This is a genomic window from Staphylococcus borealis, from assembly GCF_001224225.1.
Taxonomy (GTDB): Bacteria; Bacillota; Bacilli; order Staphylococcales; family Staphylococcaceae; genus Staphylococcus; species Staphylococcus borealis.
In genome coordinates, this window is sequence record NZ_CUEE01000001.1 from 394271 (window position 1) to 419922 (window position 25652).

28 protein-coding genes, 1 pseudogene and 1 riboswitch are annotated in these 25652 nt (G+C 33.7%); of the genes and pseudogenes, 16 read left to right on the forward strand and 13 right to left on the reverse strand.

The window, feature by feature from the left end:
• The first annotated feature begins 56 nt into the window (after positions 1-56).
• The 5 genes from AK212_RS01945 (at position 57) to AK212_RS01965 (ending at position 3659) form a co-directional block, all read left to right on the forward strand.
• On the forward strand, positions 57-623 hold the full coding sequence (locus AK212_RS01945; RefSeq protein WP_053028872.1) for a TetR/AcrR family transcriptional regulator: 567 nt from the start codon (positions 57-59) through the stop codon (positions 621-623).
• 207 nt (positions 624-830) lie between these two features.
• The gene (locus tag AK212_RS01950; RefSeq protein WP_053028873.1) at positions 831-1775 is read left to right on the forward strand and encodes an LLM class oxidoreductase; all 945 of its coding nucleotides are present in this window, start codon (positions 831-833) and stop codon (positions 1773-1775) included.
• Positions 1776-1787: 12 nt separating this feature from the next.
• Positions 1788-2024 carry a DUF896 domain-containing protein gene (locus tag AK212_RS01955; RefSeq protein WP_011274805.1) on the forward strand — a complete coding sequence of 79 codons (237 nt, stop codon included), beginning with the start codon at positions 1788-1790 and terminating at the stop codon, positions 2022-2024.
• Positions 2025-2371: 347 nt separating this feature from the next.
• Entirely contained in the window at positions 2372-2797 is a 426-nt protein-coding gene (locus AK212_RS01960) for an NUDIX domain-containing protein (RefSeq protein WP_053028874.1), read from the forward strand.
• On the forward strand, positions 2790-3659 hold the full coding sequence (locus tag AK212_RS01965) for a DMT family transporter (protein ID WP_053028875.1): 870 nt from the start codon (positions 2790-2792) through the stop codon (positions 3657-3659). The genes AK212_RS01960 and AK212_RS01965 overlap by 8 nt, the downstream gene beginning before the upstream one ends.
• Before the next feature lie 91 nt (positions 3660-3750).
• On the opposite strand, the gene AK212_RS01970 is transcribed toward AK212_RS01965, so the two are convergent.
• From AK212_RS01970 to AK212_RS01980, 3 genes are read right to left on the reverse strand one after another with little or no spacing between them, the layout of a single operon-like run.
• On the reverse strand, positions 3751-4128 hold the full coding sequence (locus AK212_RS01970; RefSeq protein WP_053028876.1) for a VOC family protein: 378 nt from the start codon (positions 4126-4128) through the stop codon (positions 3751-3753).
• Positions 4129-4153: 25 nt separating this feature from the next.
• Positions 4154-4972: an NmrA/HSCARG family protein gene (locus tag AK212_RS01975; RefSeq protein WP_053028877.1), complete on the reverse strand. Its 819-nt coding sequence runs from the start codon at positions 4970-4972 to the stop codon at positions 4154-4156.
• A gap of 12 nt (positions 4973-4984) precedes the next feature.
• Positions 4985-5284, reverse strand: a complete 300-nt coding sequence (locus tag AK212_RS01980; RefSeq protein WP_053028878.1) for a DUF2316 family protein — start codon at positions 5282-5284, stop codon at positions 4985-4987.
• A 123-nt stretch (positions 5285-5407) separates the two neighbouring features.
• Here AK212_RS01980 and AK212_RS01985 point away from each other — a divergent pair, with 123 nt between their 5' ends.
• From AK212_RS01985 to AK212_RS02010, 6 genes are all read left to right on the forward strand, one after another.
• On the forward strand, positions 5408-5965 hold the full coding sequence (locus AK212_RS01985; RefSeq protein ID WP_053028879.1) for a TetR/AcrR family transcriptional regulator: 558 nt from the start codon (positions 5408-5410) through the stop codon (positions 5963-5965).
• Complete coding sequence (locus AK212_RS01990; RefSeq protein ID WP_053028880.1) at positions 5965-6669, forward strand: SDR family NAD(P)-dependent oxidoreductase; 705 nt, start codon at positions 5965-5967, stop codon at positions 6667-6669. Before AK212_RS01985 ends, AK212_RS01990 begins: the two co-directional genes overlap by 1 nt.
• A 226-nt stretch (positions 6670-6895) precedes the next feature.
• Positions 6896-7843 (forward strand): amidohydrolase family protein, encoded by a 948-nt coding sequence (locus tag AK212_RS01995; protein ID WP_053028881.1) that lies wholly within the window; start codon positions 6896-6898, stop codon positions 7841-7843.
• Positions 7844-7923: 80 nt separating this feature from the next.
• Positions 7924-8760 (forward strand): alpha/beta fold hydrolase, encoded by an 837-nt coding sequence (locus AK212_RS02000; protein ID WP_053028882.1) that lies wholly within the window; start codon positions 7924-7926, stop codon positions 8758-8760.
• A 25-nt stretch (positions 8761-8785) separates the two neighbouring features.
• A complete protein-coding gene (locus tag AK212_RS02005; RefSeq protein WP_053028883.1) occupies positions 8786-9418 on the forward strand; it encodes a nuclear transport factor 2 family protein in 633 nt (210 codons plus the stop codon).
• Between the two features lie 6 nt (positions 9419-9424).
• Positions 9425-10372, forward strand: coding sequence for an amidohydrolase family protein (locus tag AK212_RS02010; protein ID WP_053028884.1), 948 nt, complete (start codon positions 9425-9427; stop codon positions 10370-10372).
• A gap of 52 nt (positions 10373-10424) precedes the next feature.
• Here AK212_RS02010 and AK212_RS02015 read toward each other — a convergent pair whose 3' ends face one another.
• Complete coding sequence (locus tag AK212_RS02015) at positions 10425-11279, reverse strand: fructosamine kinase family protein (RefSeq protein ID WP_053028885.1); 855 nt, start codon at positions 11277-11279, stop codon at positions 10425-10427.
• Between the two features lie 225 nt (positions 11280-11504).
• Between AK212_RS02015 and AK212_RS02020 the strand changes: the two genes are divergently transcribed.
• Positions 11505-12572 carry a quinone-dependent dihydroorotate dehydrogenase gene (locus tag AK212_RS02020; RefSeq protein WP_053028886.1) on the forward strand — a complete coding sequence of 356 codons (1068 nt, stop codon included), beginning with the start codon at positions 11505-11507 and terminating at the stop codon, positions 12570-12572.
• A gap of 81 nt (positions 12573-12653) precedes the next feature.
• A complete protein-coding gene (locus AK212_RS02025; RefSeq protein WP_053028887.1) occupies positions 12654-12944 on the forward strand; it encodes a hypothetical protein in 291 nt (96 codons plus the stop codon).
• A gap of 53 nt (positions 12945-12997) precedes the next feature.
• Here AK212_RS02025 and AK212_RS02030 read toward each other — a convergent pair whose 3' ends face one another.
• From AK212_RS02030 to AK212_RS02045, 4 genes are all read right to left on the reverse strand, one after another.
• Positions 12998-13714 (reverse strand): epoxyqueuosine reductase QueH, encoded by a 717-nt coding sequence (locus AK212_RS02030; RefSeq protein ID WP_053028888.1) that lies wholly within the window; start codon positions 13712-13714, stop codon positions 12998-13000.
• A gap of 61 nt (positions 13715-13775) precedes the next feature.
• Positions 13776-14279 (reverse strand): hypothetical protein, encoded by a 504-nt coding sequence (locus AK212_RS02035; RefSeq protein ID WP_053028889.1) that lies wholly within the window; start codon positions 14277-14279, stop codon positions 13776-13778.
• Positions 14276-14797, reverse strand: coding sequence for a hypothetical protein (locus tag AK212_RS13745; protein WP_231119748.1), 522 nt, complete (start codon positions 14795-14797; stop codon positions 14276-14278). The genes AK212_RS02035 and AK212_RS13745 overlap by 4 nt, the downstream gene beginning before the upstream one ends.
• Positions 14798-15282: 485 nt before the next feature.
• A complete protein-coding gene (locus AK212_RS02045; RefSeq protein WP_053028890.1) occupies positions 15283-15876 on the reverse strand; it encodes a TetR/AcrR family transcriptional regulator in 594 nt (197 codons plus the stop codon).
• A 62-nt stretch (positions 15877-15938) separates the two neighbouring features.
• Between AK212_RS02045 and AK212_RS02050 the strand changes: the two are divergent.
• Positions 15939-16220 (forward strand): annotated as a pseudogene (locus tag AK212_RS02050) (CocE/NonD family hydrolase C-terminal non-catalytic domain-containing protein); the annotation flags it as partial.
• A gap of 136 nt (positions 16221-16356) precedes the next feature.
• Here the strand turns inward: AK212_RS02050 and AK212_RS02055 are convergent.
• The 3 genes from AK212_RS02055 to alsS form a co-directional block, all read right to left on the reverse strand.
• Positions 16357-17244, reverse strand: coding sequence for a zinc ribbon domain-containing protein (locus tag AK212_RS02055; RefSeq protein ID WP_053028892.1), 888 nt, complete (start codon positions 17242-17244; stop codon positions 16357-16359).
• A gap of 315 nt (positions 17245-17559) precedes the next feature.
• Positions 17560-18264 carry an acetolactate decarboxylase gene (budA, locus tag AK212_RS02060; RefSeq protein WP_053028893.1) on the reverse strand — a complete coding sequence of 235 codons (705 nt, stop codon included), beginning with the start codon at positions 18262-18264 and terminating at the stop codon, positions 17560-17562.
• A gap of 34 nt (positions 18265-18298) precedes the next feature.
• Complete coding sequence (gene alsS, locus AK212_RS02065; protein WP_053028894.1) at positions 18299-19963, reverse strand: acetolactate synthase AlsS; 1665 nt, start codon at positions 19961-19963, stop codon at positions 18299-18301.
• 740 nt (positions 19964-20703) lie between these two features.
• On the opposite strand from alsS, the gene AK212_RS02070 reads away from it, so the two are divergent.
• A complete protein-coding gene (locus tag AK212_RS02070; protein WP_053028895.1) occupies positions 20704-22155 on the forward strand; it encodes an APC family permease in 1452 nt (483 codons plus the stop codon).
• 182 nt (positions 22156-22337) lie between these two features.
• Here AK212_RS02070 and AK212_RS02075 read toward each other — a convergent pair whose 3' ends face one another.
• Complete coding sequence (locus AK212_RS02075) at positions 22338-23675, reverse strand: aspartate aminotransferase family protein (protein WP_053028896.1); 1338 nt, start codon at positions 23673-23675, stop codon at positions 22338-22340.
• 267 nt (positions 23676-23942) lie between these two features.
• The gene (locus tag AK212_RS02080; RefSeq protein ID WP_053028897.1) at positions 23943-24758 is read right to left on the reverse strand and encodes a MetQ/NlpA family ABC transporter substrate-binding protein; all 816 of its coding nucleotides are present in this window, start codon (positions 24756-24758) and stop codon (positions 23943-23945) included.
• 111 nt (positions 24759-24869) lie between these two features.
• A riboswitch (SAM riboswitch) is annotated at positions 24870-24976 on the reverse strand.
• 141 nt (positions 24977-25117) lie between these two features.
• On the opposite strand from AK212_RS02080, the gene AK212_RS02085 reads away from it, so the two are divergent.
• Positions 25118-25549: a hypothetical protein gene (locus AK212_RS02085; RefSeq protein WP_174841356.1), complete on the forward strand. Its 432-nt coding sequence runs from the start codon at positions 25118-25120 to the stop codon at positions 25547-25549.
• The last annotated feature ends 103 nt before the right edge of the window (positions 25550-25652 follow it).

Genomic DNA, 25652 nt, shown 5'->3' on the forward strand with positions numbered 1-25652 from the left:
CTCTTTTCGACAGATAATTTAATGTAAGTAATAAGTCAATAAGGGAGGTGCCTATAATGACTACGACTAAGGTAGACCCGCGTATTATTAGAACAAAGAAACTACTGGTAGACGCGTTTCAAGAGGTTTCCCGAGAGAAAAAGATGTCACAAATAACAGTTAAAGATATTACTGAACGTGCTACAGTCAACCGTGCTACTTTCTACGCACATTTTACAGATAAATATGATATTCTCGATTACACTTTATCTGAAACGATTCTGAAAGATCTAAATGACACGTTAGCTATTTCTGATATGATTAATGAAGCCGTCATTACTAATCTATTTATATCTATTGCCAATTATATGGTTGAAGTACAAGATTCATGCAAGATGAATAGTGAAACGTTCTGTAACCAAGCCCATCAACGTATCAATAATGAATTAGAGGATATTTTTACCATTATGCTTCGCAATAGCTATCCTGAACAGGATATTGACGTACTTGTTAACAGTGCGAGTTTTCTAGCTTCAGGATTATGTGGTCTCGCCCGACATTGGCTCGATACAAGTTCACTTTCAGCTGAAGCTTTTATAGATAAAAATTTACCTTTCTTAATTCATCATATAACACACTTATAATTCAACTTCTGAGGCATAGCCTTGGAAGTTTTTTTATGGAAAAAGCTAATCTAATCAACAAATACTGAGCATTGTTGTCTAAACAACATGTTTCATAAGCATGTATGTTGCATGTTAATCAAATAGGGCGTATATTACATTTATACATCAAGTGTTAGTTAAGTAATACATGTTGTTTTAATATTAATTGCGTTAGGAGGGGAAGACATGTCAGATATCGATGAACATAAGGGATTTAAACGAACGTTCAAAAATAATAAATTGACGCTAGGTTTATCCATACCATTTGATAATAAACAACAAAATAATATAGATTTTGATGAACAAGTGAGATACGCTCAAAAGGCAGAGTCCTTGGGGTTTGCAAGTTTATCTGTGAGAGATAATCCATTGTACAGTCCTCATTTAGGCAAGGTTACAACGAATTATGATCCGTTCGTCTTTTTAACCTATCTGAGTGCCTTTACCTCTAAGATTGCACTAGGTACGGGTAGTACCGTAGCAACCTTACGACATCCCATTCACCTTGCTAAATCAGCAGCCTCACTTGATCTCATTTCCAATCAACGTTTATTACTCGGTATGGCTACCGGCGATCGTTCTTTCGAATTCCCTGCATTTAAAGTAGATGAAAGTGAATTAACAGAACGTTATCAAACAACCATTCAATCATTAAGAGCACTTTGGCAATCACATTCTCCCAACATTTCAAATTCAATTTTTGAATTATATGAGGATTCAGAGTTACAAGCATTGCCAAAACATCATACAATTCCAATGTTTGGTACCGGATATTCAAAACAGTCAATGGCTTGGCTTCAAGAAAATATGGATGGTTGGTTATTTTACGCCCAACCTTTTCAAGATCAAAAGAAATTAGTTGAAGCTTGGCACAGTGGTACTGACCGCTTCAAACCATTTATGAATATTTTAATGATTGATTTATCCCGAAATCCAAATGAAACCGTTAAACCGATCAAAGGTGGTTTCCGTACTGGACGTAAAAATTTATTACAAATATTAAAAGCTTATGAATCAATTAATACAAATCATATTATCTTAAGATTTACAAATGATGATCGTGATATCGAAGAACTCATAGAAGAAGTTGGAACGTATATTGTACCCCACTTCCCAGCACATACAAATTAGGAGGAATAAATAATGAGAGAATTACTAGATAGAATTAATCAATTAGCAAATAAAGAAAAAGTTGAAAGTTTGAGCGTTGAAGAAAAACAAGAACAACATCAATTAAGACAAGAATATTTAGGTATGATAAGAGGTCAAGTACTTCATACTTTCTCTACTATGAAAGTTTTAGACCCACTTGGACAAGACGTTACACCAGATAAAGTGTATGACTTAAGAGAAGAATACGGCAATATTCAAGAAAATTAAAAGCATATTATTAAGACTTAGGCTGCCCTTAAAGTTCCAACTTTGAGGGCAGCTTTTTTTTGTACATAGTTCTTGTAGGAAAAGTTTAAACTCCCTCAGTCGCTCAACTACGTTTCATTATCTCTCGAATAACTACTTATTTAACTCGTTTACTTTCACATATTGCTAGTATACTTACATAAATATTTCTATATATAGAGCGAATTGTCACAACTCTTTATTTTAGAAAAGTTTCATTCTCAATGAAAAAGGATTATAATTAATTTTATTATTATATAAATATAAAATAATATTTATCCATTGATTAGTGTGAGTTATAGATTACTTTATAAAGGAGGTTCAAGAAAATGAACATAGACCAAATCAAACTTCAATTTAATGAGACAGTTACAAAATATGATTCTGTTTTAATTGTTTTAACCTATCAAGGACATCTTGTTTTTGTTAAAAATAAAAAAAGAGCATGGGAATTAACAGGAGGTAAGGTAAACCATAATGAAACGATGAATGAGACAGCTATCAGAGAGGCTTATGAAGAGTCTGGCGCTGTCATCAATGAAAATGATATAGACTATTTAGGTTACTATATACTACCAAGTGGCCATACCACTACAATTACAAAAGCTGAAGTAAGCTATTTTAAAGATATACCGAAATTTTCAGAAACTACTGAAAGAATACTTACGAAAGAACCATTAGACAAAAATTTATTATCATTTCAAGATGGATTATATGAAGAAATTTTTAAATATTTAGGAGCATACCATGAATAAGGTTAAAAAAGGGTATTTATTTAATATTATTTCCGTAGCAATCATGTCTTTAACCCCAATATTAAACAAACTTTCACTCACTGATTTATCACCTATTCAAGCAAGTTTTTTTAATGCTTTGTTTTCAACTTTAATATTATTAATCACTGTATTATTCGATAAAAGTAAAATAAAAATCTATCATAACAAATTTATATGGCTCTTAGGTATTACTAATACAATAGGTATTTTACTCCAATATGTAAGTTTAAGTTTGTTAGATCCAGTTAGTGTTGGATTATTAGGAAGATTTTATATTATATTTGCGTTGTTTCTTTCAGTTCTCTTTCTAAATGAAACGTTGTGCAAACACGATACCCTTCCTATAATTTTTGCTGTTATAGGTTCATTCTTGATTACCCATTTTTCAGGTGATTTTAACAGTATATTAGGTGTGATTGCCGCCCTATCTTATACATTCTTTTTTGCGCTAACGAATATGTTAGCTAAAAAGACCGTTAAAGACATTGATTCTAAAACCATCTTACTATACAATCAGGCGACTTCTACTTTGTTGCTAGGTATCATATTAATTGTGACTAATCATTTACATACCATACATATAGGCATAGGTTTGTTCTCTATTTTACTTTCTGCTTTGTGCAGTGGTGTAATAGGACTTTTATTATTTTATGAAGGTTTGAAATACATTTCGTTTCGTGAAGCGAATATTATAAGAACCCTCAATCCTATATTTGTGTTTATATTTTCTTTCCCGTTTTTCCCTTTACCATTAACACCTAAATTCATAACCGGTGCGATTTTAATCATTATTTCTATCATTTATATGAACCTATATAAAGATAAAAAAACGTCTTCATGATCACTTTTTCATTAAAAATGCGCCCCAAAATTAGATCTCATTCTAACTTTGGGGCGTATATTAATTAGCGTATTTTATAAAATTAATTGAACTAACAAACTAAGAAATTATATTTATGTCCATCTGGGTCTGCAAAAGTTGCACCGTAATATCCTTGATAAGTCCCAGGCTCATCAATCACTTTACCGCCTAGCACTTCCACTTTATGCATTAACTCATCCACTTCATCAGTCGTTTTTACACCTAAAGATATGATGACTTCATTAGGTTGTTTTGAAATTGATTCATGCGTCACTTTTTCAAAATGATTATTTTCAATTAAGATCACAATTGTTTGTCCGATTTTAATACCAACCATTTTGTCTAGCATATCTGGATTTTTATTGATTTCAAAGCCCAAATTTTTGTAAAATTGCTCGCTACGTTCTAAATCTTCGACATGTAAATTAAACCACATTGACTGAATCATACTCTTCCCCCTCATTTAAAAAAAATTAATAGTTCACTTCACTAATCCATTGTTCTAACGTTAAACGACCGGGATTAATCTCATCCATTTGATTAAAATCAATTATATAACCTTTTTCTTCAAGCCAACCACGTTCAGCAGTGCCACTTGAAAATGAACCTTTAATTTCTGTAGGTTTACCAGTTACCGTAGCAAATGTTTTCACAACGTCTTTGAGTGTAAGTTCATCAGAAGCAATTTCAATGGCTTGGTGTTTATATTTGTCAGTATTCGCAAACACATTGGCTGCAATTTTAGCGATATCGATTGAAGAAATCATCGCAAATTTAACATCTCTATCGATAAATTCAGGAATTACAATTTCGCCATTCTCTACTTTAGTAATTCTTAAGAAGTTATCCATAAAGAACGAAGGCTTGATGATAGTGTAATTCAATGTACTGTCTTTAAGTTCATTTTCAATATCAGCCAAGGCTTCGAAATGTGGACCTGTACGATCACGATTGACACCACCCGCAGTACTATAAACAACATATTCGATATTTTGTTGTTCCGCCGTTTTAATTATCATCTTACCTTGTCGTAATTCTTCTTCAATATCATCAATAATAATAGGTTGAACACTATAAACACCATATTGACCTTCCATAGCCTTTGTTAAGCTATCTTGATGACTTAAATCTCCTTCAAATATCTCTAAATGGTCATTATCGATTGAAGTCAACGTTTCATTATGTTGATTACGTGTAAAAGCACGAACGTGCCAACCATCTTCTAATAATTGTTTTACCACAGCATTACCTTGTTTTCCTGTAGCACCAATAACTAATATACTTTTACTCATTATTTATCTCTCCTATTGTAAAAACCAATAATCTTCTTTTTCACCTTTTAAATACGTATAATCTTCAGGTTGAGCACCGTTTTGTCTAATGTTGTCATTGATTAAATCACGAACATCCCACACTAAGTGTATAAATGTTTGCAATTTATTGCCAAAGAAACCATTTGGGGCATCCATGTCTAATACCCTTTCCACTTCTTCAATAGAAATATTCATTTCTTGAGCAATATTTTCAATACTTAATGTTGATTCATAGAAATGTGCTTTCAACTCTTCACTCGTCACGTGTCTTTGATGTTTATTTAATGACATATTTACCCCTCTTTTCAAAAAATAAATTAATTAACCCTTTATATTTGTATTCATCATTAACAAGATTTATAATAAACGGACAGTTATCCGTTTGTCAATGAAATCTATTTAAGAGGTGATATGATGCGTAAGGATGCATTAAAGAATCGACAACGTATTGAAGACAAAGCACTAGAATTATTTAATTCCGAAGGCGTTGAAAATGTAAGTATGAATAGAATTTCTAAGGAATTGAATATTGGTATGGGAACACTCTATCGTCACTTCAAAGATAAAAGTGACCTATGCTATCGCATTATCGAACATGACTTCGATGACATTATGACGCAAATGCTAGAAATCAAATCACACTATGCGTCTAAAACTGATATCATGGCCCATTCGCTGAATATATTTTTAAAATTTAAAACGGATAATAGTGGTTTATTACATTGTATTGAAGGTAAAGATAATGCCCAGTTGTTCCGTGAAAGTGACTTCTTCAAACATTTGAATCAATATTACTTTGATTTATTTAATGATTATACAGACGAATCTTGGGCAATATTTAAAACAGATATGCTATTAAAATCTTTAACAACTGAGACCTTTGAATTTCAAAAAAACGAACGACAACTTTCTAATGAAACATTTAGAAATAATTTAATCAAACTATATTTACCTAAAGAGGTGACGCAATAATGGAAAGAATCACGTTAATCACTGGTGGCAACAAAGGGTTAGGCTTTGAAACTGCGAAAGCACTAAAAGAACAAGGACATAAAGTTTATATTGGCTCTCGTGATGAAGCACGCGGTCAAAAAGCTGCTGAAGCACTTGGCGTAGATTATGTGCAACTAGATGTTACCGATGACGCTTCAGTTCAAAATGCTTTTAAAACCATTCAAGAACAAGAAGGACGTTTAGACGTATTAGTCAATAATGCTGGTATCTCAGGTGGTTTCGCTAAACCTGCTGATTTAACTGTTGAAGACGTGGAGAAAGTGTATAACACAAACGTCTTTAGTATCGTACGTATGATGAACACCTTCATACCACTTCTTGAACAATCTGACCAACCTGTTGTAGTCAATGTAAGTAGTGGTTTAGGTTCATTCGGCATGGTAACAAACCCTGATACACAAGAATCTAAAGTGAATTCATTAGCTTATTGTTCATCAAAATCTGCCGTAACGATGTTGACCGTACAATATGCGAAGGGATTACCGCATATGCAAATCAATGCTGCAGATCCAGGTTCAACCAACACGGATTTAGTTGGAGATTTTAGTAACAATTCTAAACCTGCATCTGAAGGTATCATCCCTATTGTTCAACTTGCAACTATTGATAAAGATGGCCCTACAGGTACCTTTATTGATGGCAATGGCACTATGCCTTGGTAATTTTGAATAATTATTTAAATTTTAGGAGCAGTCTGGGACATAAATAATATAATAATGCTATTTAGCAAATTCGCAGTAGCTGACTGAACTGAGAAGGCGCTTAAATCAAGCTTTTCTCAGTTCTAGTCATCCTTGCGGGGGTCGGACAACGAATTCAAAAGAATTCTGTCCCACTCCCATTAACTTTAAAGAACATTATGTTGTAGAAGAAATTCAAAAGGAAACAATGAAATATATGTCTGCTGACCCTAAAGGTGTACCAATGAAAACAATGCTTGAAGGTCTTGAACAAAAATCTGGTTTCACAGATGCTGATGAAATCTCACATCATGATAAACGTATCCATTTTATGGATAAACATGATGTTGAAATGCAAGTATTATCCTATGGTAATGGCGCACCATCAAACTTAGAAGGACAACGCGCAATTGATTTATGTAAAAAAGCGAATGATACATTAGCAGAATATATTGAAAAATATCCAGATCGATTTGTTGGGTTTGCGACGTTACCAATTAATGAACCAGAGGCAACAGTTGAAGAATTTAAACGTTGTATCAATGACTTAGGATTCAAAGGTGCCTTAATTATGGGACACCCTAAAAACGGTTTCCTTGATCAAGATGCATACGAACCATTATTCGCCGCCGCGGAAGCATTAAACGCGCCAATCTATTTACATCCATCTCCAGTACAAAGTGACGTGTATCAAGCGTACTACAAAGGGAACTATCCAGATGTAACAGCAGCTACATTTGCTTGTTTCGGTTATGGTTGGCATGTTGATGTAGGTATTCATGCAATTCATTTAGTACTTTCAGGTGTATTTGATCGTCATCCAAACTTAAATATTATTATTGGACACTGGGGCGAATTTGTACCATTCTTCTTAGAACGAATGGATTCCATTTTATTTGCAGATCACCTACAACATTCAATTAGTCATTATTTCAAAAATAATTTCTACATTACACCAAGTGGTATGTTAACGAAACCACAATTTGATTTAGTCAAAGCGGAAGTCGGTATTGATAGAATCTTATATTCAGCAGATTATCCATATGTAGAGCCAGAGCAACTAGGAACATTCTTAAGCGAACTAGGTTTAACTGAAGAAGAACAAGAGAAAATTAGTTATGCCAATGGTGCTAAATTATTAGGCTTAGATAAATAATTGGGTTAGTGCAATCTAAGCTTAATTCATATCGATTCAATATTTTATCTTAAAATTAATTTTTATCGGAGGTTTTATAAATGGAAACATTAGAATTACAAGGTGCTAAATTACATTATCACAAAGTGGGCAATGGTCCTGTAATCATCTTCATCCCTGGTGCAAACGGAACTGGAGATATCTTCATGCCACTTGCACAACAATTAAAAGATAAATTCACAGTTGTCGCTGTAGATCGCCGTGGCTATGGTCAAAGTGAATTAATTGAACCACTACCTGAAGAAGCAATCAATCCAGATAGTCGTTACCGTGTTAAACGTGACGCACAAGATATCGCTGAATTAGCGAAGTCATTAAGTGATGAACCTGTCTATGTATTAGGTTCAAGCTCAGGTTCAATCGTGGCAATGCACGTTTTAAAAGAACATCCTGATGTCGTAAAAAAAATCGCATTCCACGAACCACCAATTAACACATTCTTACCAGATGCGAAATATTGGCAAGATAAAAATGCTGAAATCATTGATATTGCGATTAATGAAGGTATGCCTCAAGCAATGAAATTATTTGGCGAAACGTTACAAATTAGTAAATTAGATCAACAATACATGTCAAAACCAGCTCAAGCTGAAAATGATGCTGACAGTAAAAAACGTTTCGATGAAATGTTAGGTTGGTTCAAATATGAAATTCGTCAATATACAGAATCTGATATTTCAATTGATGATTTCAAAAAATATAAAGATATCATTACTTTATTAAATGGTACAGCTTCAAAAGGTTCATTTCCTCAAGAAGTTAACTTCTTCATTTCTGAAGAAACTGGCATCAAAATCATCGATATTCCAGGTGGTCACTTAGGTTACGTTCAAGAACCTGAAGGTTTCGCTAACGTTTTACTTGAATTGTGGGATTAATTTGAATTAAAGGAGTGTCATTTTAGTGCTTTTCACGAGAAATAAACCTTATACGAATGAAACGTTACTCGCTAAAGAAAATATTCTTGAGCTTATTCAATTTGAACGTTTCTGTCGTGATAATGCCCTATGGGAGAGCATGGAAACGTGTTTCGCAAATGATTCTTATATCAATATTTCATGGTTTAAAGGTAATGGTAGTGAGTTTGTCGCTTCATCTAAAGCAATGAATCGCTATGCCCCTCATCAAATCCATAATTCCCAAGTTTGGATTAATGACACACGTGCTGTAGCAATTATGCAAGCGACCATTCAAACACGCCTTTCTATTCAAAATGTTGAAATGGAATTACAATCAGATGCCAAATTAGTATATTGTCTCGAACAAGATAAACAAGGCGTTTGGTATATTACACGTCTTGAATGTATATACGAGAAAGATAGCTTAACACCGGTTAAACCAACGACGATTAATTTGCCAAAGGGTGACTTTGCAGATTATCGTCCAAGCTATGCTTGCTTATCTTATGCATTAAATGCCATTGGCTATGATGTGAATAGTGAGCTACAAGGTATTGATAGACCGAACGAAGTCAATGCCTATTATGCTGAAATTGATGATTGGCTAACTTTTAAAGAAAAAGAGAAAGAAGCGTAATAAAATATGAAGAAAATTGATTTACATGCACATTATATATCACCTGGATTCTCGAAATTTCTAGATGATTATTTCGACGGCAAAGGCGATGGTGTGGCAACACCGAAGTTCTCACCTGAAGGTTATTTAGCATTAATGACACGTATGGACATTGAATATGGTGTGCTATCTATTTCGAGCCCACATATCAGTGCGGCGCCAGATGAAGAAATGATTGACTTAGCTAAAGAAGTCAATGCGTATGCATCTGAATTTACACACAAATATCCAGAGCAATTAGGTTTCTTTGCGACGTTACCACTACCATTGGTTGAAGAAAGTATCGCCACGATTGATACCGCATTAGATCAACAAGGTGCTTTAGGTTTCACCTTGCCTACAAATGCACGAGGTATTTATATTGGTGATGACCGCCTAGATAAAGTCTTAGCTAAATTAGATGAGCGTCATGCCGTTGTTGCACTTCATCCGAATGAACCTAAGCCGAATATCGAAGCAATGAGCGACGTTGTTCCTGCACCATTAATGGAATTCATCTTTGATACCACACGCACAGTCATTTATATGAGCCAAAATAATGTGTTTAGCAAATATCCAAATATTAAGTGGATTATTCCACATTGTGGTGCATTACTTCCTGTCATTGCTCAACGTGTTGCAATGGGTAATAAGATGTTTGGAAGTGAGCGTCAACCTGATGATTTAGAACAAGTTATGAAAGAGTTATACTTTGATTTAGCTGGAAAAGTCTTACCTTATCAGCTTCCAAATATTGCTCAAAGTGTAGATATGAATAAAATTGTATATGGTTCAGATGCACCGTATACAACAGATCAAGTCGTTACAATGTTAGCAGATGAATTGGAAACAACTGAATTCATCTCACGACATGAACTTGAAAAAATGTTATATGATAACGGCAAACAATTATTAAAAACAATTAAAGAAAAATAATAAACATGGGTGGCACCGGTATCACTGTACCTGTACCACCCATAGTTATTAATTACGCTAATATTTCATCCATTGATCGGTTCACGCTACTTGCATACATTCCACCAAATTTAAGTAAATGAACCATAAATAAATATAATCTATAAAATTCTAAACGTTTACGTGCACCTTTTCCTAAAGGATAATGTTTCTCATATTCATCATAGAATGCTTGGGTAAAGCCACCGAATACCGTCGTAATACCTAAATCAAACTCTCTATCTCCATAGAACGGAGCCGGGTCGAATAGCGCTGGACGTCCATCCGTTAAAAACATGTAATTGCCACCCCATAAATCTCCATGTAACAACGATGGTTTGCTGTGATGATCCTCTAATTCATTTACCATCACAGTACGGACTTGTTCATATACTTTATTATCTTCGGCATTCCATAACCCTTTACGCATCAGTTCATCTCTCAAGTGATCCATGCGACGTTCGACAAAGATTTCAACCCATGACTCTGACCATGAATTATCAAAAGAAATATCTCCACCCTCATGTGGTAAATCGAATCCAAATTGACCATCCTGTTGTTGCTGGCTATGCATTTTTGCTACTAACTGACCTAATTCACGTTGGCTACCACTTGCTCCTTCATCTAAATAACTTAATATCAAGAAAGCATCCCCATTGATTTCACCACTATCAATGACACGTGGTGCCGTTATACCTGCGTGTTCAAATGCATTGAGTCCAGCGATTTCAGCTGCATAGAATGACTTATCTCGATTACGCTGAACTAACAAGAAATACACATCATCTGTAGTCGTTACTTTGAATGCCTCATTGACATCTCCACCACTGACTGGTGAAATATCACGGATTTGGTCTAATGGTAGCTGTGCTTGCCAATCTTTCTTCATGATGATTCCTCCTTCGCATACATCTTCTTACTATATTATATTTCCTGAAAATGTGTTAACTAATCGTATGTCCTTATATAGATTTTAGTTAAGGCAAATTTTCAAACAGTCTTTAAATTAACTATGCAATTATTGTTGAACATGCTAGTCTTAGAGAGGAATGTTTTTTCAATGATATTAAATGAGGATAGTAAGCCTCAAATACAATGAAATAGGAGCATTATTATGTATAAACTAATTAAACCACTATTATTTAAATTTGACCCTGAAAAAGCACACGGTATGACGATCGACGCTTTGAAACTCGCACAGAAGCGTGCTTTCTTATTACCTGTGATGCATAAACTATTTAATTATGAAGACCCATCATTAACGCAAACGATTAAAGGTATTACATTTAATAATCCAATCGGCTTAGCTGCAGGCTTTGACAAATCTTGTGAAGTCCCTAAAGCACTTGAAAATGTTGGCTTCGGTGCACTTGAATTAGGTGGTATTACTCCAAAACCTCAAGATGGCAATCCGAAACCACGTATGTATCGTCTAGTAGAAGATAATGCCTTAATTAACCGTATGGGCTTTAACAATATTGGTATGAACCGTGCGTTATGGAATTTACGTCGCCATTCATACACGATTCCTGTTGGCCTAAACGTTGGCGTAAACAAAACGACGCCATACAACGATCGCTATCAAGATTACATTAAAGTGATTGATACGTTTAAAGCAGATGTATCCTTCTTTACAGTTAATATTAGTTCACCAAACACTGAGAACTTACAAAGTTTCCATGATAAAGATGAGTTTTCAATGTTATGCAAAGCATTAAAAGATTTCAAAGCGCATACAGAAGTAAATGTCCCTATTTTCTTAAAATTAACTTCTGATTTAGAGCTTGATGGATTTAAAACGATTTTACCAGCGATTACTGAAATATTTGATGGTATGATTCTAGCGAATACAACTCGTAAGCGTGATGGTCTCACTTCTTCTAATAAAGTAGAAGACGGTGGCTTAAGTGGGCGTCCCCTTTTCAAAAGAAATTTAGAATTAGTGAAATGGGCATACCAACAAACTAAAGGTGAATTCTTAATTATCGGCACAGGCGGTATATTTAGTGCTAAAGATGCCATTCAAATGATGCGAAATGGTGCCTCTCTCGTTCAAATTTATTCGTCATTAGTTATCGAAGGTCCTGGATTAACTAAGAAGATTAATAAAGACATCGCTGCATATTTAAAACAACATCAATACAACAATGTAAGTGAAATCATTGGTTTAGATGCCAAATAATAATGGTGATATAGCTTTACTTAATTTTAAAAAGTACTATACTAAAGCCAAAGATAACTAGTTTACCGGAGGGGTATGCGTATGACTGCAGAAGATAAAGATACTAAACACAATGCAGACCAAGCGTCTAAAAACCAAACGCAATCATCTAAACCGAATCATCAATCATCAAATGATGATAATAGCATTGGCTATAATGGCGAAAAGAAGACCGCACTTGATCTTGAAATCGAACGCGAGTTGCTTGAAATGATGGAAAATGAAGATCCAGAACCTGAGAAACAGAAAAAAGGATTAAAAATTGCAGGTGTGCTTTCTGCATTTGTGATTGCCGTCTTAGCTATTATACGGTTTATTAATCGAACATTATAAAACAAGACTCCTAATTTGAAATGCTTCAACTTCAAATTAGGAGTCATTTTTAATTAAAATTGTTGTAAGAAATCTTTCGCTTCTTGATTGATTTGTTTGAAATCTATCCCTTGTGCCATCGCAGCAAAGACACATCCACAATAGCATTGTCTAAAAATGTGATAATCATTACACATTTCTATTGAACGTTCATATCCTTTATTCTTTTTAAAGTCACTTGGTAAATAGTTCACATCATATAAATGTTGCACTTCCATCCCTAACTCGTTAATTAATTGCGCATTCTTTTTAGGGGATAATGTAAGGGCACTACCAAAGTAATCATAGCCGTATTTCACAGCAGCTTCAGCAACAAGCTCTAAACGCATTTCAAAACATGCAGTACAACGTAAGCCACCTTCTGGTTCTTCAGTAAGTCCACGCGATTTCGCCATTTTCATAAATTCATGCGGCTTATATTCCGCTTCAATATATTTAACTTGCTTTCCAGTCTTCTTATTAAAATCTTTAACGAATTGTTCTTGAACTTTTGCACGTCTTAAATATTCATTTTTAGGATGGATGTTAGGATTAGCAAAATAAATCGCCACATCAGCATACTCTGTTAAATATTCTAACGTGTAAGTGCTACATGGCGCACAACAACTATGCAGCAAGATTTTAGGTCTCAATCCTTCCCTTTCCCATTGATGAATTAATTTTTTCAGTACTCGATCATAGTTGATTTTTTGATTTTTCATTTTAGCAATAATTGGATCCGCGTTTAACATAAAATGACTCCTTAAATATTATATAAATTTATTATATAATACTTAAGGAGTTGAATCATTGTTAATATTCTTTTTTCAACATCATCATGTAATAAATAAACATGAAAACTCCGAATTGCACGCCAGAGATGACACATCGGATGAATTGCGCTTTAAAGTCAAACCCGTCATTAAAAATATACGGAAAGATAACGCCAGTAATAATAAACATCATCACTGCAAAATAAACGACGAAAAACGCGCATTTTATTGCAAGCTTTTTCACCCATTGTTTGTATTCTACAGCTGAATGAGCTTTTAACTCATCTAAACGATTTCTTCTATTAATCCATAGAGAAGCAAACGTTAAAATAACACTTAATACTAATAAGCACACCGTTCCGAAGCTTACTGTTTCTCTCATCATATCTATAATCAAACTAACTGTACCTAAAATAACTATTAATATATAGGTTATTAAAAACATAACCGCTAATTTATGTTCAAGGACACCTTGTTCACGCTCATCTCGACCTGTAGGATTTTGTGTAAACCAATTGAATAACGCATTACTAAATTTATTCATTCTTTATACGCCCCTTCATTGTATGCCTTAACAATTTTACGCTTACCAGCAAAATAACTGACTAAACCGAAAATTAAAGATGCCATCAAATTAATCGTTATAAAAAATCCTAATTCAATCTTTTGATCAGAAAAATATAATCGCGTTAAATTAAGTAAACTCATAATGACACCGAACATGATACCACCGAGTAAACAACTTAACTTATGCTTTTTTAACACCCTTTGATAGGCTTCTTTAGTATAAACTCGATTTTCATCTAAATGATGTTTTCGAATACCTATCGATAAGACTATATTCACAATAAAGAACAAAATGAATACACCAATGGTTGGTATATTAACATGCTGCACAACATAATCATTGATTAAACTAATGAAAGCTAATATAAGCAAGCCAAAATAAGTAATAACAAAAGTTGTCGTAACATGTGTGTATAGCATTTCTTTTTCTCGCTCATCACGTTCAGTCATTACGCCGATGAGTCGATTAATCGTTTTATCTCGAAAATTGGTCATCTTTGATCACCTCAAGATTATTAATTACGGTATATGTAAAATATAAACGACATTTCTGTATATGTCAAATATAGACGACACAAAGATTCTATTTAGATTGCTTAACATCAAGTGTTATGCTACAATAATTGTAATAAAAAACACCTAGATCGTTTGAGATTTGGAACTAGGTGTAAAAATAAAGGACATATTACTGACTTATAGGTAAGCCAATATGTATCTCCAATTTCTATTATTGGGCTAACGTTTTCTTAATTGTGACTTAAGAAAACGTTATTTTTTATACTTTATTTCAAATATTAAAATAATTATATAACCCAAGATACATAACAACGTAATAGGTTCCCTCATTTTTATGCGTTTCATTATACATCGTATGCTATGATATAAAACTCAATAATATATGCTTAATTCAACAATCTATAATAATCTTTTTAAAATTAAAAAGCTCCTAATCACCGGTATCAGTAATTAGAAACTTTACTTTATCGATTCATTTCTCTTTGTATTATTGTAGCTGGACCATTATTAACAATATCGTAAAAATATTGAATTAAATCTTCTTTAGGGATACGGTTATCATCCTCAACCCAATGTCTTAAGAATGATAATCCTGCACCTGATACATAACTCATAAAATAAGAAAATGGAATACCACTAATATCACCCTGTGTATTTGTAAAACTATTTAAATAGCTTGTTAATAGGCCATATAATTTTTCATGCAATTTAGACGCTGTCCCTATTTTGAACATTAATTGATAAAATGCTATATTATCCTCAATATGTGCAATCAGAAATTCCATGATGTGTCTTAAATCCTCTGTTGAGAACTTCCCGCCACTACTTTGTTTGCTTTCTTTAATAAACGTACGCACTACATCTACGTGTTCGTCTTCCATTTTGTCTAGCAAATCGTATTTATCTAAGTAATGCGTATAAAACGTACCGCGATTAATATCAGCTAAATCTGTAATTTGTTGTACAGTTATATCATTGAAATCATATTTATGTAATAAATTGATAAATGCCATTTTAATCGCTTGTTGTGATTTCCTAATTCTACGATCTTGAGTCATTTGATAGACCTCACTTTACATGTTTGTTTTTGTACAATTATACCGACTTTGTTGGTTTTCGTACAATTACCCAACCATGGCATACACATGAACACGAACAAAAAGTTAACCCAAATGAAATCGTGCCAGTTGAAATAGAATTATTATCATCAGGAACATTATTTAAAAAAGGTGAATCTTTAGTAGTTGTTGTTAAAGGTAACGAAGTTATCAAAGGTAATAGCACACCTTTACCTAATATGAAAACACGCTATGAACATGAAGATACAGTAAACAAAGGTCGTCATCTTGTATATACTGGCGACAATTATGATTCACACTTAATCATTCCTGTAATTGAATAATTATTTAAAGTAAAACAAACATTAAATATATTCCCTATCTCAATACCTAAAAGCCAGTAAATGAATTTTAAAATTCACTTACTGGCTTTTAAATTTATATATATCATCACTCATTAATAATTATCTCAAGCTATCATTAGAGCCAACGCCAGAACAGTTGATGCACAATACCTAAATCATCGTAATGATGAACAAGCGTTGACCCGAACAAATGCATGGCGAAGGCTATAATGACAAAGAAAATCATGATGCCATAAAAACTCGCTATACGCAGTGTATGATTCACACTATATTTCGAAATTAAGTATATTGATGATGTTATAAGTAAAATCGTAGAGAACGCAATCAATATACCACTGAAAATATAGAACTCAAGGAAAAAGACAACAAATCCTAAAAATAGCACACTGACTGACAGTGTATTGATCAATATATAATCTGATAATACCTTTTTAAATAAAATACGTTCTACGATCATTAAGCGAATAACGCCAAATGTTACGACAAGTAAAAACACAAGCGCTAACAGGATTGTTAATACAAATTTCAAGATAATTGTTGCAGTATCAACAAAATAACCATCAAATAAACTTGCTGAAAATATGTGTAAAAACATTCCCAATATGATCAAACCAATAACGACTAATGAAGCAAGTAACGTATGGCTAAATGAATGTTCCCCTTTAATTACAGCATCATGAGCAGTAAATGCTTGTTTAAAAAATGACTTACTTTCATTAAATGTTGTTTTCACTTTCAGTGTGAATGGACCTTCAGCATAACGGTGTTCATAAGACATATATCTATGTGCAAATTCACCATGTTCATACGCATTATCACGTTGTGTTTCATTGAAACCTTCTTGTTTAACTGTTTTAGAATGCGTTGCAGATTGAATCTCCGAATTGACTGATTCTGTTGTTGATTGCGTTGATTGGAGCGTTGAATCATTTAATTTCTTACCACAACTACCGCAATATTGATCTCCTGGTTGATATGTCTGACCACAATTTGGACATTGCATTAGGGCTACCTCCATAAATATAAAATTCTAAGTCATTATACCATTATTTTATATTGTGTCGTATATTATATTTTATAAATTAAAAAAGGAGGGAGTGGGACAGAATTCTTTTTAAATTCGTTGTCCGCTCCCAACTTGCTTTGCTTGTAGAATTTCTTAGTGAAATTCTCTTTGTTGGGGCCCCGCCCGCAAGGATGACTAGAACTGAGAAAAGCTTGAATTAAGCGCATTTTCAGTTCAGTCAGCTACTGCGAATTTGCAAAATAGCTTCATTATATTATTTATGTCCCGGACTCTTTTAGGTATGATTATTAATTACTCAGCTTCTCTAATTTCTGCATCAACATCCGCATAATCAATTTCTGTTTCTGTAAATGTTTTATTATTGATTGGGAAGTGTTGTTCAAATGTTTCAAAGTTTTGAATTTCCACTGTGACATCATCCACTTCAAAATCTAATACATGGCCGCCAAAGTTGCGATCATCATTAGCGAAATGAATATGAAAACCAGCAGACCCAATACCATGGAATAACTCAGGTGTGAAGAAACCAATGATTGTTCCCTTAATATCTTCACGTGTTTCCTCTGGTTGTCTACGTGCTGAATCAATCAATCTAGTATACGGTGGCTCTTGTTTAGGCATCATACGTACATGCATTTTTTTAAATGTGCCACTTATTTTCACTGCAGAAAATAGATTATCACTTAACATATGTTCCTTAACTTCATTTAATACGTTTTCAGAATCCTTATCTGAGGTTTGATAAGATTGGTCTGCTTCAAAACGTGTAATCGTTGCGTATGGTGTCATTTCATCGCCATTCAATTTCTTAAATTCTTTATGTTCATTGGCATGAAATGCTTCACCATTTAAAAAGATAACCTCACCATTAGAACCAGTTAATGTCGCTAGCCCTGAATCACCATGTTCTAATAGTTCATTGATAGATGCAGTTCCTTCTAATAGACCTGCCATTAATGTACCTAACGTACCATGTTGATATAATACGTGACTCATTGAATATTCACTCCTAAGTTTGTTTATCTAAAAATTAATTTAAAGAATCTGGTAATACATTTGTTGATAACTTGATATTATCTTTATAATTAACTGGAATATCAATTAATACTGGGCCATCAGTTTCATAGCCTTCTTTTAATGCTGCTTCTAATTCTGCTTGGCTAGTAACACGTAACCCTTTAGCACCAAATGATTCAGCATATTTCACATAATCAACTGGTCCAAATTCAACACCAGCTGAACGTTTATATTTCATTTCTTCTTGAAATTCTACCATATTATATTTACCATCATTCCAAATTAATTGGATGATGTTTAATTTTTTACGTACGGCTGTTTCTAAATCTTGACCTGAGAATAAGAAACCGCCATCTCCTGCTACTGACACAACTTGTGTATTTGGACGTACTAACGCAGCTGCAATTGCCCAAGGTAAAGCAACACCAAGTGTTTGCATACCATTACTAAATAATAAGTGTCTTGGGTTATAACTTCTAAATTTACGTGCCATCCAAATATAATGACTACCCACATCGACAGTAACTGTAGTATCGTCAGTTAATGTGTTTTGCATTGTTTCAATAATTTCTAATGGATGCATCACACCATCTTCATGAGTGTATTTAATACCTGTTGCTTCAATAACATCTGCTCTTAAACGTTCTAAGTCATCTAAACGACTTTGATTAATGATTGGTTCATGCACATTCTCAGATAATAATTGAATCGTACCTGCAATATTACCAATTAATTCTTTTTTAGGACGTAAGAAGTTTGTAATTTCGGCTTGTACTTCATCAATAACAATGATTTCTGTTTCAAGTTCTTTGTTCCAGTTACTTGCTTCATATTCAATTGGATCATACCCTATTGTGACGACTAAATCAGCTTTTCTTAATAATTCGTCACCCACTTGGTTACGGAATAATCCTACACGTCCGAAGAAGTGATTTTCTAACTCACGGTTAAGCACACCTGCACCTTGGAATGTTTCAACAACTGGTAAATTTGATTTCGCAACTAATTGACGAATGGCTTCTGTTTCTTTCTCACTTGAACTTCTCATACCTACTAGCAACACTGGGAATTTAGCATGTTTTATCGCTTTAATTACATCTTGTATGTCTTCTAAATTTGGAACACCTAATTGTGGTTGTTCACATAAATCAATTGCTTTAGATGTTACAGGTGATTCGATAACATCTTGCGGAATACTGATAAAACTTGCACCATTTTTACCTGAAGTCGCTGTACGGATAGCGTTTGTCATTACTTCAGAAAGAGACTCAGGATCTTGTACTTCTGCGCTATATTTTGTAGATGATCTTAAAAGAGAAGCATTATCTACTGCTTGATGCGTCATACGTAATAAGTCATTACGTTTAACTTGGCCACCGATAGCCAACACTGGATCTCCTTCTGATGTAGCAGTTAATAATCCAGTTGTTAAGTTACTCACGCCTGGGCCACTTGTAACTAATGCCACACCTGGTTTACCAGTTAAACGTCCAATTCCTTGCGCCATCATAGCAGCATTTTGTTCATGGCGTGTCACAATAAGTTCTGGACCATCATCTTCAAGTGCGTTAAAGAGATAATCGATTTTTGCTCCCGGAATACTAAATACATAATCCACATTATTATTTTTTAAAGTATCAATGACCATATCTGCAGCAGAGTAGTTTTCTTTAGTCATCTAAATTCATATCCTTTCAAAGTCCAATTATTTTTTAATATTAAAAAGAAGCCACATACATGTCTATTTTTAAGGGAAAAAGAGGGAAAGACTTAGTTACATGAGTTGTGGCTTCTTTATATTTAAAGTTACTTCATTATTTCATTGTTGCTAGTAATCTCAGTTAGGGATGCATATTCAAATGCGAGATGGGAGTCTTCTATTTATGTCAAGAGGTGTAACAAATCATAAAGTTCAACACTTAAGCGTTGATACAATATAAGGGGATGGATTTATTACACATAATAGAAGCATTTGAATATGATGTAACTTTATTACATGACTCATTATAGTATGTGCGTAACTATTAATAAAATACATATTTTCGATAGAACCTATTCCATAATGGAATAGGTCAACAAAGTTTAATTTTTTTAATAAAAAGCAGCTAAAAATAGGTCTAATTACTTGACTTATTCTAAGTTTTTAGTATATTATTCTCAGTCAAAAGACTACTTTTTATATTTTAAGTATAATTTTACTCTTTTTAGTTGTTTTTATTTCTTTTTAATCTGTTATAATCAAATCTATCATTTAAAATTTCCTTGTTATACTCTGTCATTTTATAAGAAGTAAGAAAACTTAAAATTTTCAGAAATTTTAGACAAAAATATAAAGTTTTATGCTAAGATAATAAATATTCTAGAGCTAACAAGCTAATCTTATAACTCATTTTATTAAGTAAGTGGAGGTTCATGATTATGGCCAGTTTTTTTAAAAATTTAACTCGAAAAGAAGATCCCACAATCTATCAAAATAAAGATGGTCACTTGAAACGTACATTACGTGTTCGAGATTTTCTTGCATTAGGTGTTGGTACAATTGTATCAACTGCAATATTCACATTACCTGGTGTTGTTGCAGCTGAACATGCAGGTCCTGCCGTTGCGTTATCATTCTTATTAGCAGCAATTGTAGCAGGTTTAGTTGCCTTCTCATATGCTGAAATGGCATCAACTATGCCTTTCGCTGGTTCTGCGTATTCTTGGATTAACGTTTTATTTGGCGAATTTTCAGGTTGGGTAGCGGGTTGGGCACTTTTAGCTGAGTACTTTATTGCCGTTGCCTTTGTAGCATCCGGATTCTCAGCAAATTTAAGAGGACTTATTTCCCCTTTAGGTATTGTATTGCCTAAAGCATTATCCAATCCGTTTGGCGCTGATGGTGGCGTCATAGACATTATCGCGGCTGTAGTTATCATTATTACTGCAATTATTTTATCACGTGGTATGACTGAGACTGCACGTATTGAAAACATCTTAGTTATCTTAAAAGTATTAGCAATTGTATTATTCATTATTGTAGGTTTAACAGCCATTCAAGCATCCAATTATGTACCATTTATCCCAGAACATAAAGTCACTGAAAATGGTGATTTCGGTGGTTGGCAAGGTATTTATGCTGGGGTTTCAATGATATTTTTAGCTTATATCGGCTTTGACTCTATTGCAGCTAACTCTGCAGAAGCAATCAATCCGCAAAGAACCATGCCACGTGGTATTCTTGGTTCATTAGCTGTCGCACTTGTATTATTCGTAGGTGTAGCATTAGTATTAGTAGGTATGTTCCATTACTCTAAATATGCTGGTAATGCAGAGCCTGTAGGTTGGGCGCTACGTCAAAGTGGTCATGGCATTATCGCGGCTGTCATTCAAGCAATTTCAGTAATAGGTATGTTCACCGCTTTAATTGGTATGATGTTAGCAGGATCACGTTTACTTTATTCATTCGGTCGTGATGGTTTATTACCATCATGGTTATCTAAATTAAACCATAAGCACTTACCAAACAGAGCGCTTTTAATACTTACTATTATTGGTGTATTAATTGGTTCAATGTTCCCATTCGCATTCTTAGCACAACTTATTTCTGCCGGAACATTAGTTGCATTCATGTTTGTATCTCTTGCAATGTATCGACTAAGAAAACGTGAAGGTAAAGATTTACCCGTACCGTCATTTAAAGTACCGTTCTTCCCAGTACTACCAATTATTACATTCATTTTAGTACTACTTGTATTCTGGGGATTAAGCTTCGACGCTAAACTATATACTTTAATTTGGTTTGTCGTTGGTATCATCATCTATTTAAGTTACGGTGTTCGACATTCTAAGAAAAATGAAGAAAAAGAGTACATCGTACCGAAAGATTAATATCATCAAATAAACTAGAAGAGGCTGGGACATAAATAATATAATAATGCTATTTTGCAAATTCGCAGTAGCTGACTGAACTGAAAATACGCTTAAATCAAGCTTTTTTCAGTTCTAGTCATCCTTGCGGGGGTGGGACGACGAATTTAAAAAGAATTCTGTCCCACTCCCTTCTTTACGTATTACCAGCCTTGACCATCTATATTATAAGTATCAAGTTGTCCATCTTGTAATGCTTGTAACGCATCTTCAATCGTATCTAACGCATAGTCTAATTGTTCGTACGTAATGACTAATGGTGGCTGGAAACGAAGCACATTGCCAGCTACTGCAATCAGTACAAGACCATGATCAAAGCAATAATTACATATCTTTAGCGCTTCTTCTGAGGCTCTCGTTTTCATTTGTTTATCTGACACTATATCAACGCCAATAGATAAACCTTTACCACGTACATCTCCGACAAATTGATAGTTATCAACCCATTTGTCCATTCGGTTGCGTACATAGGCGCCTTTTTCTAAGCTAGCAGTTAGTAATGCGTCATCTTCAATCATTTTCAATGTTGCTAAAGCCGCTTCACAACTTACAGGATTGGCACCAGTGGTAAATAGATGCGCCGGTGCTTCAAGCGTTTCAATGATTTCTTTGCGACCAACAATCGCAGACATCGGTAACCCACCAGCTAATGATTTGCCAAATGTGATTAAATCCGGTGTGAAATTAAAGTGATCAATTGAACTCCATGTACCTGTGCGCCCTAGTCCTTGTTGGATATCATCTACAGCAATTAAAATGCCATGTTCACGACATAATGATTCTAACGCCTCAAAGTAACCCTCTACTGGCTCTAGCAAACCACCATCACCTTGAATCGTTTCTACGACAATACATGCAACTTCTTCTGCTGGCACATATTTGGCGAACATTTCTTTAAGTGGTGCAAGATACGCTTCTACTGTATTAGGATTAGGTTGTTCATACATACCTCTATACTTATCTGGAAACGGAATATGATAAAAGCCATTTAATAAAGGACCATAATGCTTGCGCATATTTAAGCTAATGGCTGACATCGATAGTGACCCAAATGTTGAACCATGATAGGCATTCGTAAAACTAATGATATACGGTCTACCAGTATACGCTCTCGCAAATTTAATAATGCCATCATTGGCGTCAGATCCACTCAATCCAAACGTCACACGTTTTTCATAATCACCTGGCGCAATATCACATAGTTTCTTAGATAATTTCACTGCTGGTTCATGATACATATATGCAGGTGTATAATGAATCAATTTCTCAGCTTGTTTCTGAATCGCTTCAATCACCGGTTTAGGTGCATGCCCTACATTTTGCGAGCTCGCGCTTGCTAATAAATCAATGTATTCTTTACCATCCACATCTACGAGTGTCGCACCATAACCATGATCAATGGCTAATGGGTAATATTTAATTCTTCCTGATGCCGCAAAGTACTTCCCATCTTCTTGTATTAATTCCTCTGCTTTACTCATATTGACTCATCCTCCCATAATCGACCATCCCTTTTACATCCCTCTCTTTGAAAAGTCTCCGGCCATCTTAATAAACAATGTTTCATTGATAATATTCAATATCTTACTAATAATTATCAGATTTGTAAATATTTTCTGAATAATCAAAATAATTATAATTTGCTATTTTTAGTATTTTTGATGATAAATATTTATTAAAAAAATGAGGGAGCGGAACAGAATTCTTTTAAATTCGTCGTCCGCTCCCATTTTGCTTTGCTTGTAGGATTATTTACTTTCGTATGGAATGACATCGTCTCCATATTCTTTTTGAATATAGTCTTTAATTTCTTTAGATTGCATGACTTTTAATAATTCTTGGAACTTCTTATCATTTTTATGTCCTTCTTGAACTGCGATAATGTTGGCAAATGGTGATGATTTACCTTCCATTACAATTGCATCTTTAGACGGTTTTAAACCATTATCAATAGCATAGTTAGAATTCATAATAACTGCTGCACCTTCACCGTTTTTATATGTTTTAGGTAAAAACTCAGCCCCTTGTTGATGATTAAATTTTAAATTCTTTTTATTTTCTGCAATATCTTCAAACTTGGCGTCTTCAATTTTGACACCTTTTTTCAACTTAATCAGACCTTCATCTACAAAGAAAGATAAAAATCGTCCTTCCTCTGCAGGGTTATTTGAAACATAGATCGTTGATCCTTCAGGAATGTCTTTCAAATGTTTATATTTTTTACTATAGACACCCATTGACGTTGTAAATACTTTACCTAATTCTTCTATTTTATAGCCATGACTTTTCTTCTCAGCTTTTAGATACGGTACGTGTTGGAAGAAGTTAGCATCTACATCGCCTTTATCTAATAATTTATTTGGTACTTTATAATCATTAACCTCTTTAACTTCTAGATCATAACCTTTTTTCTTTAATTGTTCTTTAGCTTTCTTCAACACATCTCCATGTGGTGCAGGTGAAGCAGCAACTGTGATTGTCTTATCATCCTCTTTATCTTTGCCACATCCTGCTAACACGATAATTAAAACTAAAATACTGATCATACTTAACCATTTTCTCATGTATATCGACACCTCTTTTTTAAAATGATTCAACTACACTTCAACTCTTAAATAGTTAGAAGACATAAAAAAATACTTTCTATTATTTAAGAGAAAGTATCGATACACTTTCTCTTATCTCTTAAAGTATTGTCTACTTTATGTGAATTAGCACCATTTCGTTAGACGACGGTTGCTGGGCTTCTCAGGGCACATCCCTCCACCACTCTTGATAAGAGTTAACAAGTTTTATTGAATTGATATTATATTAGCATTGGATCAAGCTTGGGTCAATATCATTTTTTAAATATTCTAAATTTTTAAAATGTGTAAGTTGTTTTACTGAAGGGAATAGCTTGTTAAACACATTCGAAGGGTTGATGATTATGTTACGTTACAGCTATCACTTACTTAGTGCATTGTTCATTAGTATTTTATTATTACTTATCATGTTTGTCATGGATGTGGTCATGCATACGACACACCTTACTTTGCTATTAATCAACATTGATTTCATCGCAGATCCTAATAAGACACCACTTATTTTAGAACTTTCAATTCATATCATTATTGGATTTTGTATTTACATAACGTTTCTAATCATTTATCTGTTATTCAAACCTTTATACAAATTAAGTTATCTCTTATTAATTATTATTTTTCTAATCTTATACCCATTACTTATTACGTTAGCTGAACGTACACTGTTCCAATTTAATTGTGTAGAGTATGCCTTATGGATGATCGCACACTTGATATTCACTTTATTGATGGCATGGTCGATTCCTTATTTTTCTAAAAAGAAATGGTAAGTTGAAAACTATGCATGTTATATAAACAATCGCTTATAGTCATTAAAACATTACTATTGTAAATTTAACTTTACAAATACGCCGTTCTTTAAGCTAATTTAAA

Coding starts and splice junctions, on each gene's coding strand:
- AK212_RS02000 (WP_053028882.1), top strand. CDS start 7,924: ATGGAAACATTAGAATTACAAGGTGCTAAATTACATTATCACAAAGTG.
- AK212_RS02075 (WP_053028896.1), bottom strand. CDS start 23,675: ATGAGTAAAGCAGAGGAATTAATACAAGAAGATGGGAAGTACTTTGCG.
- AK212_RS01950 (WP_053028873.1), top strand. CDS start 831: ATGTCAGATATCGATGAACATAAGGGATTTAAACGAACGTTCAAAAAT.
- AK212_RS01995 (WP_053028881.1), top strand. CDS start 6,896: ATGAAATATATGTCTGCTGACCCTAAAGGTGTACCAATGAAAACAATG.
- AK212_RS02030 (WP_053028888.1), bottom strand. CDS start 13,714: ATGTTAAACGCGGATCCAATTATTGCTAAAATGAAAAATCAAAAAATC.
- AK212_RS02035 (WP_053028889.1), bottom strand. CDS start 14,279: ATGAATAAATTTAGTAATGCGTTATTCAATTGGTTTACACAAAATCCT.
- AK212_RS02015 (WP_053028885.1), bottom strand. CDS start 11,279: ATGAAGAAAGATTGGCAAGCACAGCTACCATTAGACCAAATCCGTGAT.
- AK212_RS02080 (WP_053028897.1), bottom strand. CDS start 24,758: ATGAGAAAATGGTTAAGTATGATCAGTATTTTAGTTTTAATTATCGTG.
- AK212_RS02055 (WP_053028892.1), bottom strand. CDS start 17,244: ATGCAATGTCCAAATTGTGGTCAGACATATCAACCAGGAGATCAATAT.
- AK212_RS02045 (WP_053028890.1), bottom strand. CDS start 15,876: ATGACTCAAGATCGTAGAATTAGGAAATCACAACAAGCGATTAAAATG.
- AK212_RS01960 (WP_053028874.1), top strand. CDS start 2,372: ATGAACATAGACCAAATCAAACTTCAATTTAATGAGACAGTTACAAAA.
- AK212_RS01985 (WP_053028879.1), top strand. CDS start 5,408: ATGCGTAAGGATGCATTAAAGAATCGACAACGTATTGAAGACAAAGCA.
- AK212_RS02020 (WP_053028886.1), top strand. CDS start 11,505: ATGTATAAACTAATTAAACCACTATTATTTAAATTTGACCCTGAAAAA.
- AK212_RS01975 (WP_053028877.1), bottom strand. CDS start 4,972: ATGAGTAAAAGTATATTAGTTATTGGTGCTACAGGAAAACAAGGTAAT.
- AK212_RS01990 (WP_053028880.1), top strand. CDS start 5,965: ATGGAAAGAATCACGTTAATCACTGGTGGCAACAAAGGGTTAGGCTTT.
- AK212_RS02025 (WP_053028887.1), top strand. CDS start 12,654: ATGACTGCAGAAGATAAAGATACTAAACACAATGCAGACCAAGCGTCT.
- AK212_RS01955 (WP_011274805.1), top strand. CDS start 1,788: ATGAGAGAATTACTAGATAGAATTAATCAATTAGCAAATAAAGAAAAA.
- AK212_RS01980 (WP_053028878.1), bottom strand. CDS start 5,284: ATGTCATTAAATAAACATCAAAGACACGTGACGAGTGAAGAGTTGAAA.
- AK212_RS02085 (WP_174841356.1), top strand. CDS start 25,118: ATGATTATGTTACGTTACAGCTATCACTTACTTAGTGCATTGTTCATT.
- AK212_RS13745 (WP_231119748.1), bottom strand. CDS start 14,797: ATGACCAATTTTCGAGATAAAACGATTAATCGACTCATCGGCGTAATG.
- AK212_RS01945 (WP_053028872.1), top strand. CDS start 57: ATGACTACGACTAAGGTAGACCCGCGTATTATTAGAACAAAGAAACTA.
- AK212_RS01965 (WP_053028875.1), top strand. CDS start 2,790: ATGAATAAGGTTAAAAAAGGGTATTTATTTAATATTATTTCCGTAGCA.
- AK212_RS02070 (WP_053028895.1), top strand. CDS start 20,704: ATGGCCAGTTTTTTTAAAAATTTAACTCGAAAAGAAGATCCCACAATC.
- AK212_RS01970 (WP_053028876.1), bottom strand. CDS start 4,128: ATGATTCAGTCAATGTGGTTTAATTTACATGTCGAAGATTTAGAACGT.
- budA (WP_053028893.1), bottom strand. CDS start 18,264: ATGAGTCACGTATTATATCAACATGGTACGTTAGGTACATTAATGGCA.
- alsS (WP_053028894.1), bottom strand. CDS start 19,963: ATGACTAAAGAAAACTACTCTGCTGCAGATATGGTCATTGATACTTTA.
- AK212_RS02010 (WP_053028884.1), top strand. CDS start 9,425: ATGAAGAAAATTGATTTACATGCACATTATATATCACCTGGATTCTCG.